11 protein-coding genes, 2 tRNA genes and 2 pseudogenes are annotated in these 12,685 nt (G+C 58.5%); 10 read left to right on the top strand and 5 right to left on the bottom strand.

Features of this window, described 5'->3' with window-relative positions; all coding sequences use genetic code 11:
• The 4 genes from gatA to mepK form a co-directional block, all read left to right on the top strand.
• Positions 1-1,271 (top strand): Asp-tRNA(Asn)/Glu-tRNA(Gln) amidotransferase subunit GatA (gene gatA / locus JCM12296_RS27005; RefSeq protein WP_054699670.1); only part of this gene is annotated, 1,271 nt, incomplete at its 5' end.
• A gap of 23 nt (positions 1,272-1,294) precedes the next feature.
• Positions 1,295-1,477 carry a hypothetical protein gene (locus JCM12296_RS27000; RefSeq protein WP_054699668.1) on the top strand — a complete coding sequence of 61 codons (183 nt, stop codon included), beginning with the start codon at positions 1,295-1,297 and terminating at the stop codon, positions 1,475-1,477.
• A 125-nt stretch (positions 1,478-1,602) separates the two neighbouring features.
• Positions 1,603-3,393, top strand: coding sequence for a DNA mismatch repair endonuclease MutL (mutL, locus tag JCM12296_RS26995; RefSeq protein ID WP_054699666.1), 1,791 nt, complete (start codon positions 1,603-1,605; stop codon positions 3,391-3,393).
• 258 nt (positions 3,394-3,651) lie between these two features.
• On the top strand, positions 3,652-4,203 hold the full coding sequence (gene mepK, locus JCM12296_RS26990; protein WP_054699664.1) for a peptidoglycan L,D-endopeptidase MepK: 552 nt from the start codon (positions 3,652-3,654) through the stop codon (positions 4,201-4,203).
• A gap of 15 nt (positions 4,204-4,218) precedes the next feature.
• Here the strand turns inward: mepK and JCM12296_RS26985 are convergent, their stop codons facing one another.
• The 5 genes and pseudogenes from JCM12296_RS26985 to JCM12296_RS26970 form a co-directional block, all read right to left on the bottom strand.
• Positions 4,219-4,488, bottom strand: coding sequence for a hypothetical protein (locus JCM12296_RS26985; RefSeq protein ID WP_054699662.1), 270 nt, complete (start codon positions 4,486-4,488; stop codon positions 4,219-4,221).
• A 24-nt stretch (positions 4,489-4,512) separates the two neighbouring features.
• Positions 4,513-4,824, bottom strand: a pseudogene (locus JCM12296_RS50905) (L,D-transpeptidase family protein); the annotation flags it as partial.
• A pseudogene (locus JCM12296_RS26980) lies at positions 4,743-5,879 on the bottom strand (L,D-transpeptidase family protein); the annotation flags it as partial. The pseudogenes JCM12296_RS50905 and JCM12296_RS26980, both read right to left, overlap by 82 nt.
• 312 nt (positions 5,880-6,191) lie before the next feature.
• Positions 6,192-6,284 (bottom strand) — tRNA-Ser (locus JCM12296_RS26975).
• Positions 6,285-6,319: 35 nt separating this feature from the next.
• Positions 6,320-6,405: transfer RNA gene (locus JCM12296_RS26970), tRNA-Ser, on the bottom strand.
• 233 nt (positions 6,406-6,638) lie between these two features.
• On the opposite strand from JCM12296_RS26970, the gene JCM12296_RS26965 reads away from it, so the two are divergent.
• The 6 genes from JCM12296_RS26965 to hypF form a co-directional block, all read left to right on the top strand.
• Positions 6,639-7,127, top strand: a complete 489-nt coding sequence (locus tag JCM12296_RS26965; protein WP_054699658.1) for a hypothetical protein — start codon at positions 6,639-6,641, stop codon at positions 7,125-7,127.
• Between the two features lie 343 nt (positions 7,128-7,470).
• Positions 7,471-8,412 carry a hydrogenase small subunit gene (locus tag JCM12296_RS26960; protein ID WP_054699656.1) on the top strand — a complete coding sequence of 314 codons (942 nt, stop codon included), beginning with the start codon at positions 7,471-7,473 and terminating at the stop codon, positions 8,410-8,412.
• 53 nt (positions 8,413-8,465) lie between these two features.
• Positions 8,466-10,115 (top strand): nickel-dependent hydrogenase large subunit, encoded by a 1,650-nt coding sequence (locus JCM12296_RS26955; RefSeq protein WP_054699654.1) that lies wholly within the window; start codon positions 8,466-8,468, stop codon positions 10,113-10,115.
• 177 nt (positions 10,116-10,292) lie between these two features.
• Entirely contained in the window at positions 10,293-10,787 is a 495-nt protein-coding gene (locus tag JCM12296_RS26950) for a HyaD/HybD family hydrogenase maturation endopeptidase (protein WP_054699651.1), read from the top strand.
• 96 nt (positions 10,788-10,883) lie between these two features.
• Positions 10,884-11,036, top strand: coding sequence for a HypC/HybG/HupF family hydrogenase formation chaperone (locus JCM12296_RS49500; protein ID WP_306304137.1), 153 nt, complete (start codon positions 10,884-10,886; stop codon positions 11,034-11,036).
• A 16-nt stretch (positions 11,037-11,052) separates the two neighbouring features.
• A partial coding sequence (gene hypF / locus JCM12296_RS26940) for a carbamoyltransferase HypF (protein WP_054699650.1) occupies positions 11,053-12,685 on the top strand: 1,633 nt, incomplete at its 3' end.

Here is a 12,685-nt window from a genome sequence, read left to right as displayed (position 1 = left end):
CCGGCGACGCACCCCTGCTGACCGGTATTCCCCTGGGCATCAAGGACCTGTTGTGCACGCGGGGGCTGCGGACCACCTGTGCCTCCAAGATCCTGGAGAATTTCATTCCGCCCTACGATGCAACGGTGATTGCCCGGCTGAAGGCCGCGGGGGCGGTGATTGTCGGTAAGCTGAACATGGACGAATTCGCCATGGGTTCCACGACCGAGCATTCCCGTTTCCAGGTGACCCGCAACCCGTGGAACCGGGATCGCATTCCCGGTGGCTCCAGCGGCGGCTCCGCTGCCGCCGTGGCCGCGGATATGTGTTTGGGCGCCCTGGGATCGGACACCGGCGGCTCCATTCGCCAACCCGCCTCCCATTGCGGGGTGGTCGGGGTTAAACCCACCTACGGCCGGGTATCGCGGTTCGGTCTGGTGGCCTTCGCCTCCTCCCTGGATCAGGTCGGCCCCTTGGGCAAAAGCGTGACCGATTGCGCCATTCTGCTCGACGCCATTGCCGGACATGATCCCAAGGATTCCACCTCGGTGCCGGAACCGGTTCCCCGCTTTGCCGACATCCCCACGGATGGGCTTGCCGGCGTGGTGGTGGGCATCCCGAAAGAGTACAGCGCCGCCCCGGGTCTGGATTCCCAGGTGGGACGCGCCATCGAGGCGGCGGTCAAGACCATCGAAGCGCTGGGCGCCCGTTGTATCGAGGTCTCCCTGCCCCACACGGATCGTGCCGTGGCGGCGTATTATGTCATCGCCCCCAGCGAAGCCAGTTCCAACCTGGCCCGCTATGACGGCGTCAAATATGGATTTCGCGACAAGGACCCGGACGACCTCATGCAGATGTACCGCAGCACCCGCTCCCAGGGGTTCGGCCCCGAGGTGCAGCGGCGGATCATTATCGGCACGTACGCCCTTTCCGCCGGCTACTACGATGCCTATTACGGCAAGGCGTCCCAGGTCCGCACCCTGATCCGCAACGATTTCGAGCAGGCCTTCGAGTCCTGCGACGCCATTCTTTCACCGGTCGCACCGACGCCGGCCTATCCCATCGGCGCGACCCTGGACGATCCGTTGACCATGTACCTGTCGGATATTTTCACCCTGTCGGCCAACCTGGCGGGGATTCCCGGCCTGTCGGTGCCCTGCGGTTTTTCCGATGACGGCCTGCCCATCGGTTTGCAGATCATGGGACGGCACTTCAACGAAGCGATGCTTTTCCGCATCGCCCGGCAGTTCGAAATCCAGGCCGGTATTCACCTCAAAAAACCGCCGCTCTGAATCGGGCGCGCAGAAAGGTTGCCATGACCACCATCCAACCCGAAGGCGAAAGCTTGCGCAAAGCCGTTAAATGGATTGCCGAGGAAGAGCGATGCGGTGCCGCCAAGAGCCGACAGCAGCTCATCGAGGCGGCCTGCCTGAAATTCAACCTGACACCCATGGAGGCGGAGTATCTGGCACGTAGTTTCAAGACCACCGGTGTGTAGCCAATATCCGCTGAAAACAAATTTCCCAAGGTAAAGACCCGCGCATCAATGGCCAAGATCCGTATCCTTCCGGAAATCCTCTCCAACAAGATCGCCGCCGGCGAGGTGGTGGAACGGCCGGCTCCGTGGTCAAGGAGCTGGTGGAGAATGCCATTGATGCCGGCAGCACCCGCATCATGGTGGAGATTGAGCAGGGGGGGCGCAAGCTGATCCGCGTGGCGGACAACGGCCACGGCATGGGTCGGGATGATGCCCTGTTATGCCTGGAGCGTTACGCGACCAGTAAAATCGCCAAGGATCCGGATTTATTTGCCATCAGCACGCTGGGCTTTCGAGGGGAGGCCTTGCCCAGCATTGCCGCGGTTTCAAGGTTCAGTCTGGTGACCCGCGTGGCGGATGCCGACGCGGGAACCCAGATCGAGGTCGCCGGAGGAAGAATCAACAGCGTTGCCGACGTCGGCGCGCCGGCCGGCACCATGATCGGTGTCGCCAATCTGTTCTACAACACCCCTGCGCGGCGCAAATTTCTGAAAAGTGTCGAAACCGAGATGGGTCATATTGCCGATACGATTGCCAGCATGGCCCTTTGCCGGGCGGCGGTACAGTTTCGCCTGACGCACAACCAGCGCACGATCAAAAGTTGGGTGCCGGCCGACGATCCCACCGACCGGGTTGCCGATGTGCTGGGGGCCGCCGTCAAGAAGGAACTCCTCAAGGTGGCGGGGGGAGATGAAAATGTCGCTGTCAGCGGGTGGGTGGCCACCCCGCGCATGAACCGTTCCACGGCACGGGGAATCTATCTGTTCGTCAATGGCCGTTGGGTCAGGGACCGTGTGCTGCAGCATGCGCTCTTCGCCGGATACAGCGGCCGCTTGATGAAAGGGCAGTACCCGGTGGCCGTGCTCTTCCTCACGGTGCCTTTCGATCAGGTGGATGTCAATGTGCATCCGACCAAGCATGAAATCCGGTTTGTCCGCCAGAAGCAGGTCCACGATACCGTTCGCGAAGCGGTCGCGACAGCGTTGCGGCAATCGGATCCGACCCGTTGGTCAACCGATGAGGGGGCGCCGGCTGCACCGGTTCCGCCACTAGCGGCGGTTGCCGAGCGGTCTTTGGATTACGGGACGCCGCCAGGAAGCGATCCTCACCGGGCCGCGACACCGCTTGGCAACGAAGCCATCCCGGCGGCCGTTGAATCGCGTTTCGACAAAAGCGCACCCGCTGCCTCGGCATCCGCACCGGCAGAGGATAGCGTTGCTTCACCGCCGGCGGTACCCGACCCGGCATCGATGGCGCCGTCCCTGCGCCAGACGCCCTTGTGGAAACGGCGCTTTTTCGCGGACCTGAGCATCATCGGACAATACCAGGGGACCTATATCCTTTGTGAGTCCGACGATGGTCTGATTCTTATCGATCAGCATGCGGCTCACGAACGTATCGTTTATGAACAGCTCAAACAGCAGGCCGGCCAGCGAACGCCCGCCTCACAGCGCCTGCTGATTCCCGAAACCATCGATCTGGGATTCCGCGAGACGCAGATTCTGGAAAAGCTGGTACCGCAGCTGGCGCCTTACGGCCTTGAGATCGAACCGTTTGGCGGCAACACCTTCGTGGTCAAGGCGATTCCGACGCTGTTGGCAAGCGCCACGATTCCGGCGATGATCACCGAACTGGTGGAGAAAACCGCCGATATCGGCGTGGGCAGCGATGCCGATAGCCTCATGGACGGGTGCCTGATGGTGATGGCCTGTCACAATGCGATTCGTGCCCATCAGCGGCTGAATGCGGGGCAGATCAAGGCCATGCTGGAACAGCTGGATGATTGCGAAAATCCCTCGCACTGCCCCCATGGCCGACCGATCTGGATTCGTTGGCGGCTCAGGGATTTGGAAAAGCAGTTTCAGCGCATCGTGTGACCCTGCCCTAGCGGCCGTCAATGGATTGACAAGTTATGCACCGCACGATGACCGAAAGCATACACCCGACGTCGGCGATGCGGATTCGGCGAAGAAAAAAATATATAAATTTTTGTAAGTACCGATAGGTTAAAAGACGATCGCCTTACCAGGGAAAGATTAAAAAAAGATAACCTCGATCATCAGGTACGGATTTTGCTGTCTTAAAGCTACGGACAACGAATCATCCTGGATTTACAGATGCCTGGAGCGAACTAGATGAACCATTGCAGTCGAAGAACCTTTTTGAAAATGGGCGGCGCAGGCCTGGCGGCTTGGCTGGTTCCGACCATCGGGTGGGCCGCGTTACATCCGGACAGAACCCGCCGCACCCTTTCGTTTTACAATACCCACACCGAGGAACGTCTCAGTGTTTGCTATTTCAAGGGTGGCGCCTACAGTTCCCGCGCCATGAAAAAAATCAACCATATCCTGAGGGATCACCGTACCGGCAGCATTCGGGCCATCGATCCCCGCTTGATGGATCTTCTTTTCGACGTGAATCAGCGGCTCGGCTGCAGCTCACCCTTTCACATCATCTGCGGCTACCGCTCGCCCAAAACCAATGCCCAGCTACGCCGAAAGAGTTCCGGCGTCGCCAGGCACAGCTACCACATGCAGGGGCGTGCCATCGATATCCGCCTGCCCGATTGTAACACCTCGCGGCTCCACAAGGCATGCCTTAAACTACAGGCCGGCGGCGTCGGCTATTACCCGCGATCCGACTTCGTCCATGTGGACACCGGGGCCTTCCGAACCTGGCACGGTTAGTCCCATCTGCTTTGTTTAGCTTTTTTGCTTGATCACGGTGGTGAGCATTTCAGACGGCTTGGGACGGCGCTGGTTCAAGGCCAGTTGCAGATCCTCATCCCGATGATAGATGTCGTTGCGAAATTGCAGGCCGCGGCTTCCATCGGCCCATGCGGTCATGTACAGCAGGTGGACGGGCACGGGATGGCGCAGCCAGATGGTCTTTGTATCCCCGCTTTTAATCAGCTCGTCCAGTTTCTCATTGGTCCAGACCGGATCTTCCGCCAGCACAAAATCGGCCAGCACCCGGGGTGATTCCACACGGATACAGCCGGAACTGAAATCCCGTTGGGCCCGTTTGAACAGGGATCGGTGGGGCGTGTCATGCAGGTACACGGAAAACGAGTTGGGAAACATGAATTTAATGCGGCCCAAGGCGTTGTGGGGACCGGGGTCCTGACGGAAGCGGAAGGGTAGCCGTTTGCCATGATAGGCATGCCAGTTAACGCTCCACGGGTCGATTTCCCGGGTACCGATTGCCAGCCTTGGAAGACGCGGAGATTGTGTTGGGCAAGGTAAGCAACATCTTTTTTGAGCTCTGGAAGAATGTCTTCTGCGGCGATGGTCGGCGGAACGTTCCAATACGGGTTGATCACCAGATAGGTGATGTTGGCACTGAATACCGGCGAACGGCGAGCCGGGCGTCCGACAACGACGCGCATGGAAACGGCGACGTGGCCGCTTTCGACGGCCTTGAGCCTGAAATTTGCCGTGTTGATCATCACATAGCGATTTCCCAGTTTGCGTGGCAGCCAGCGCCAGCGCTCAAGATTGATCACCACCTGGCGGATTCGCTGTTCAACGGGAACGTTCAGCATGGCAAATGTTTTTCGGCCAACGACGCCATCGGGTTCCAGCCCACTGTCTTTTTGAAACCGTTTGACAGCAGCTTCCAATGACGCATCGAACAGACGTTTATCGCTGTCTTGCGGTGATGGATCCATGTCTCCGCTGGCCACCAAGCGATGACGTAATGTGGCGATGGCCGGATTGTGTTCACCGGGGCGCAACGTGCTTCCTTCAGTAACCGGCGGCCAACCGCTTGCAGCGGCCAGGGCGCGAAGATCGGCCAACGCTTTTCTCAACGCATGATATTCACGATACGGTGGACGCAGACCGTCGATGACCGCGTCCATGTCGGCCCCCGGTGTCGTGAACCGCTCGAGGGCGGCGATCAGGTCAATTGTTCCCGGTTTGATTTTCCAGTCGGTGTGCAGCGTTTCCGGATTGACACGTCCGCTGGAGAGATGGGTGCCGAAAAGCAGGAAGGTATCGGTGAGGACAAGGTCCAGATCGGCCAACCATTCCGGGGGCACCGGTTTGTTTGCGGCGTGTTCCTCGGCAATGGCGGCCATTAACTTTTGAATGGCCGCTTGGTGATAGTCTCCAGGATCGAGACCGTCCTCGTCGGCGCGACCAATGATGTCCGCGAGGTGTTGCGCGTGTTGCATGGGTTGGGTGCCACGAACCCATAAGGGCATGTAGCCCCGCTTTTGGTAGGCTTGCGGCAAAAGTTGGACACCGCACAGGGTTTCTCCCTGACAGGTCAGCGTATCCGCGGCGCCCTCTTCTATGCGGAGCCGGATGATGGCCCGGATTTGGAAAATGGGGGCTTCTCCATGGGAATCCTCGGGCATGCAGAACGCCACGCCGGGAAAGAGAATCGATAGCAGGATCAGGCTCAGGATCCGGTAGAAAAACGGCTTGACGTTTCGTTTTCGCATAGGCTGTCGGCTGTCGGGAAACAAGCGCAGATCATGGTCGGCGCTTTTACCCTTGGTTCTTCCGCGTTCTACGTTTTACTGGTGCATAATAGACCGTAAATATTCATCAAGGTACTTGAATATAACAATAACCATTTTGCTTTCAAGCGGTTTTTAGATTTTGATGAGAGCTGGGGAACCAAATAGAAACAGCCCGCCGCCATGGGCCGGGCTGTTTTTCACAAATGGCGGAGAGAGAGGGATTCGAACCCTCGGTGCAGCTTTCACCACACACTCGCTTAGCAGGCGAGCGCCTTCAGCCGACTCGGCCATCTCTCCGAAATTGGACCATCGATCATGGATGAACGATTGCTTGGCGGAGGGAGTAGGATTCGAACCCACGGAGCTTTCGCTCAACGGTTTTCAAGACCGCCGCCTTAAACCACTCGGCCATCCCTCCACGGGAGTAATTCGGCTCAATATCATTTCGAATCTTCAGCGTCAATCCTTTTATCCCAGGATGTTCCAGCCCATTTTCCACGTCATTCTTTCGGGTGGCCGTCTATCAACGCTTTGTTCAAGAAACCATCTACTTCTTGAACGTCTTAAATGATGGTTGACATCAAAGTGGTTTTATGATGATCCTCGCGTGCACATAACCCCTTGAATACATGCTGTTGGAGGATGATATAGATGAAACAAAAATATGTGGTTCTTTTAGATAACGAAAATGACCGGCTTTCCATCCAGGAATATGCCGAGCTGGACAAGGAGATGCTTTCCCTGCTCTGCGAAGAGACCTATGATGCCGAAAAGATCAAAACGGCCATGCAGAAGGACCGCGCCACCTTGATTCAGGCCCTGCGTACCCATAACATGTATCCCCCGGGATTATATACGGAGCGAATTGCCGATGCCATCGTCGAATTGTTTCAACCCGGGGCCAATACATCGGCGGAACTCTTCTTCGAAGAGCGCGAGATGTTCGAGAGTATGGATGAGGATCTGCTGATGGATACGGATAGCGATGATGATGATGGTGATGGTGATGATAGCACCATGGATGTCGACGATTTGCTAGACGATGATATCGATGATGGCTTCGAAGAAAAGGGAATCATCAAGGATCTGCAAAAAAACATCCAGGTCTCAGACGATGACCCGGGCGTGGATAACGCTTGACCCGACGTTTCCCGTGACCCATCCTGAACGAAGCGCCCCCAGTTGTCGCGGGCGCTTTTTCATTTTCAGAATCCTTTTCTCCCATGGCGCCAAGATGCCCTTCTGACCTTTTACAACCTGCTTTAACAATAGCAAAAAAGGCTTTTTGCCTTGACTTGCGCCAGGCCTTCCTCCTATAGTGGTAAACGTCGTTTAGCTTGTTTTGCCTAACCCTTTTGGAAAAAACAAGATGCGCCGGTACGTTCATGGTATGGCTGTTTGATTTTCCGGATAAACAGCCGATCCATGGTGGCCCGGCTCTTTTTTTTCAATCCCCATCCATCATTCGCATCCGGAGGTGCCAATGGAAAAAGACATATCGTTTTACGAAAGGTTGAAGGAAAAGGGCGTTTCACGAAGAGATTTCATGAGGTATTGTACCGCGCTTACGGCGACCATGGGCCTTTCCGTCGCCTATACCCCCAAGGTGGCGGAGGTGTTTGCCGCTCCGGCCCAACGGCCACCACTGATCTGGCTGCATTTCGGTGAATGCACAGGCTGCTCCGAGGCCTTGCTCAGGACCCAGTATCCTTACATTGACGAGCTGGTCCTGGAGATCCTCTCGGTGGAATACCATGAAACCATCATGGCGGCGGCGGGACACCAGGCCGAAGAGCAACTGCATCATGCCGTGAAGCAATACGAAGGCAAATTTATTTGTGTGGTCGAAGGTTCGATCGCCACCAAATACAACGGCGGATATGGCAAGGTTGGCGGCCGTTCCTTTTTGGAGATCGCCAAGGAGGTCACGCCCAAGGCCGCCGCCGTTATCGCCATCGGGACCTGTGCCGCCTTTGGTGGAATCCCTGCCGCCGCGCCCAATCCCGGTGGCTATAAGGGCGTGGGCGAGGCTCTGGGGATCAAGACCCTTAACCTTCCCGGATGCCCACCCAACCCGATCAACCTGGTGGGAACCGTGGTCAACTACCTGTTGTTGGGAAAACTGCCCGACCTGGATGCCAACGGACGCCCCTTGTTCGCCTACGGCAAAACCATTCACGATCAATGTCCCCGGCGTTCCCATTTTGAGAATGAAGAGTTTGTGGAGGCCTTTGGCAGTGAAGAGGCCGCCCTGGGATATTGCCTTTACAAGATGGGTTGCCGTGGGCCGGAAACGTACAACAACTGCCCGGTCGCCAAATTCAACGACGGTACCAGCTGGCCGGTGGAGGCGGGGCACCCCTGCATCGGTTGCAGCCAGCCGAACTTCTGGGATCGAATGTCGCCATTTTATGAAGAGATGTAGGCTGCTTTTTACGAATCCGTCACAATTCCTTTAACGAATAAAGGAGGCCGTATATGGGTAAGCGAGTCGTTGTTGATCCGATTACCAGATTGGAAGGGCACCTGCGCATCGAGGTGGAGATCGCCGGCGGCAAGGTGGTCAATGCCTGGAGCTCGGGGCAGATGTTCCGCGGCATCGAGCTGATCCTGAAAGGCCGCGATCCGCGGGACGCGCATCATTTCGTCCAGCGATCCTGCGGCGTGTGTACCTACGTGCATGCCGTCTCATCGGTCCGGGCGGTGGACAACGCCGTCGGTCTGACGATTCCCAAGAACGCGCGTATCATTCGCAACCTGCTCCACGGCGCGCAGTACCAGCACGACCATCTGGTTCATTTTTACCACCTGCATGCCCTGGACTGGGTGGATATTCTCAGTGCGTTGAAGGCCGATCCCAAACAGACGGCCGCTTTGGCCGACAACGTCAGCAATGCCAAGGCGGGTGGCGCGGCCTATTACCGTCAGGTTCAGCAGCGCATCCAGACCTTTGTGGACAGCGGCCAGCTGGGACCCTTCAGCAACGCCTATTGGGGGCATCCGGCCTACAAGCTGCCGCCGGAGGCCAACCTGATGGCCTGTGCCCATTACATCGAAGCCCTTCGCCTGCAGGCCCGAACGGCACGGATGCATGCCATTTTCGGCGGCAAGAATCCGCATCCCCAGTCGTTGGTGGTGGGTGGCGTCACCTGTGTTGCCGACCTGACGGCGGACCGTATCGCCGAATTTCTGTACATCCACAAGGAAACCCAGGATTTCATCAAAAACGTCTATATCCCGGATATTCTGGCCGTGGCGTCGTATTACAAGGATTGGGGCGGGATTGGTGGAACCACCAATTTTTTGGCTTACGGCGATTTTCCGGGTGGTGATGCCGAACCGGACAGCCTCTACCTGCCCCGCGGCATCATCAAGAAACGCGATTTGACCAAGATCGACATGGCCCACCAGGAAAAGGTGACCGAGGAAGTGACCCGTGCCTGGTACCTGGACGGTCCCGCCCGGCACCCCTATGAAGGCGAAACCAAGCCGGTTGAGGAAGATCCCCAGTACAAACCGGACAACGGCAAATACTCCTGGATTAAGGCGCCGCGCTACGAAGGCCTCCCCTGCGAGGTCGGCCCCCTGGCGCGGGTGCTGATTGCCTATGGCAAGGGGCATGGAGACATCAAGCCGCTGGTGGACAGCACCCTGCAGAAGCTGGGCGTTCCGGCCACCGCCCTCTTTTCCACCCTCGGCCGGACGGCGGCTCGAGGGCTTGAAACCGTCGCCGTCGGCGATGCCATGGAAGGCTGGATCATGGAGCTGGTGGAAAACATCAAGGGCGGCGACAAAAAGACCTATGAACCCTACGAAATGCCGGACAGTGCCATGGGGGTGGGGCTCAACGACGTGCCGCGCGGCGCCCTGGGGCACTGGATCAAAATCGAGGGCGGCAAGATCGGCAATTACCAGTATGTGGTGCCCTCCACCTGGAACTTCGGCCCCCGTGATCAAAAAGGCCAGCTCGGCCCGGTGGAAGAGGCCCTTATCGGCACGCCCGTTGCGGATCCCAAGCAACCCCTGGAAGTACTGCGCACCGTTCACTCCTTCGATCCCTGCATTGCCTGCGCGGTGCATGTGATCGATCCGGACGCCAATGCGGTCTATCGGTTCAAGGTGCTCTAACCCACGTCCAAGGAAGTGACCCACAATGGGTGACTTCCTGCACCTGGATATTTCCCCGTAAGACGGGGTAGGCTGCTTTTTACGAAACTGTCAACCTTGAACCCGTATGGATTTGGTGTTACCAATGAAAGACCGTCGGCATGGAAACCCGCCGTCTCAAACCGCAACGATTGCCCAATGAACGCAGAACATGTCATGATCATGGGGGTGGGCAACATCCTCTTTTGCGACGAAGGATTCGGCATTCGTGTGGTGGAAGCACTTCAGGACCGCTACGTGTTTGCCGACAATGTCTCGGTGGTTGACGGTGGCGTGCTGGGGATCAATCTGATGGGCATTATCGCCGAGGCCGACCAGTTGATCGTCGTCGATGTCATCAAAAATCACGGCCGGCCGGGGGATCTATATCGCATCGATGGCAAAGCCATTCCCGAGCGGATCCGGGCCAAGAATTCGTTGCACCAGATCGATTTTCTGGAAGCGTTGACCCTTTGCCAGGCACTCGACAAGGTCCCCGAAACGGTGATCGTCGGGGTCGAACCCAAGGATATCACCACGCTTGCCGTGGACCTGAGCGACACCATCGCCGGCCGGCTGGACGATGGGATCCGCATGGTCCTGGCCGAACTGGACCGCCTGGGCGTGGTTTATACGGAAAAGGAAGGGGCTTGAAACCGCGATGTGTCTCGCGATTCCATCCAAAGTCATCACGGTTGAAGGCGGCATGGCCACCATCGATGTGGACGCGTCCGGCGCCAGGCCAGCCTGATGCTGCTGGATGACGTCATCGTCGGCGATTACGTGATCGTGCATGCCGGGTTCGCCATCCAGAAGCTCGACGAAGCCGCCGCCCTGGAATCCATCCAGCTCTTGCGCGAAGCCGCCGCTCTCATGGACAACCTGGATCCGGACAACGGATAGGTCCGGCCGACTGCCCATGACCGACCAACCCACGGCAACCCGCCTTTCGATCAACGGCATTGTGCAAGGGGTGGGCTTTCGCCCCTTCCTCTATCAATTGGCCCGCCAGCATGGCCTGAATGGCGAAGTGGCCAATACGGCCAGCGGTGTCGGCGTGGTTCTGGAAGGCCCGGCTTTATCCATCGAGCGGTTTGTGGACGACCTTTCGGTTAAAAAACCGCCCCTGGCGGTGATCGTCGAGGTGACCCGCACGCCCGCGCCCCTGCATGGTTTCATCACCTTCTCGATCGTTAAAAGCCGGGCGGACGCCACCCGGGCGACGCTTATCTCGCCGGATGTGATGGTGTGCGATGACTGTCTGGCGGAAATGCGCGACCCGGCCGACCGCCGCTTCGGCTACCCCTTCATCAATTGCACCAACTGCGGTCCGCGTTACACCATCATCGATGACATCCCTTACGACCGGCCCAAGACCAGCATGCGGCATTTCACCATGTGCGCCGCCTGCCAGGCGGAATATGACGATCCGGCCAACCGCCGGTTTCATGCCCAGCCCAATGCCTGCCCGGTGTGTGGTCCAAGGGTCAGCCTGTGCGACGCCAAGGGAAGGGGGCTCGCCGTGGACGATCCCATCGCCGAGGCGATCCGGCGCATCCGCCAGGGACACATCGTGGCGGTCAAGGGCCTGGGGGGATTTCACCTGGCCGTGGATGCCACCAATGCCGAGGCGGTCACGCGCCTGCGCCGGCGCAAGCACCGTGAGGAAAAACCCTTCGCCCTGATGTGCCACGATCTGGATGCCGTTCGCGCCATCGCCCGGGTGGCGCCGGAGGAAGACCATCTGTTGCTGTCGATTCAGCGGCCCATCGTCCTTTTGCGCAAGCGGGCGGAGACGGCCATTGCCACCGGCGTTGCGCCGGGCAATCCCTGGTTCGGTATCATGCTGCCCTATGCGCCGCTCCATCATTTGTTGATGGATGCCGGGTTCGTCGCCCTGGTCATGACCAGTGCCAATTTGCGTGACGAGCCCATCGCCATCGACAACGTTGAGGCCTTTGCCCGCTTGGGCGATATCGCCGACGATTTTCTGGTCCACGACCGCGACATCATCCTGCGCAGCGATGATTCCATCGTGCGCCACAGCGCCGGCCAGAGGCGTCCCATCCGGCGCTCGCGGGGGTATGTGCCGGTACCGGTCTTTCTCAAGCATGCCGTGCCGTCGGTTCTGGCCTGCGGTGCCGAGCTGAAGAACACGATTTGCCTGACCCGGGGTCGTCAGGCGTTTGTCAGCCAGCATATCGGCGACCTGGAAAACCGTGCCGCCGAGGAATTCTTCCGCCTGACCATCGACCATCTTAAACGCATCCTGGACATCACGCCCGAGTTCGTGGCCTGCGATCTGCACCCGGATTATCTGAGCACGCGCTACGCGCGAACCTTGCGTGATATTCCCGTTGTGGCGGTGCAGCACCATCACGCCCACATCGCCGCCTGCATGGCCGAAAACCAGATCGACGCACCGGTGATTGGCCTGGCTTTCGACGGTACCGGCCTGGGGCCGGACGGGTCGATCTGGGGCGGCGAAATCCTGGTGGCCGATTATGCCGGCTATACCCGGGCCGCGTATCTTCAGCCAGTGCCCATGCCGG

This window comes from Desulfosarcina cetonica JCM 12296 (assembly GCF_001311845.1).
GTDB classification, from domain to species: Bacteria; Desulfobacterota; Desulfobacteria; order Desulfobacterales; family Desulfosarcinaceae; genus Desulfosarcina; species Desulfosarcina cetonica.
The sequence above is the reverse complement of the archived record's forward strand: the minus strand, read 5'-3'. Positions and strand labels throughout refer to the sequence as shown.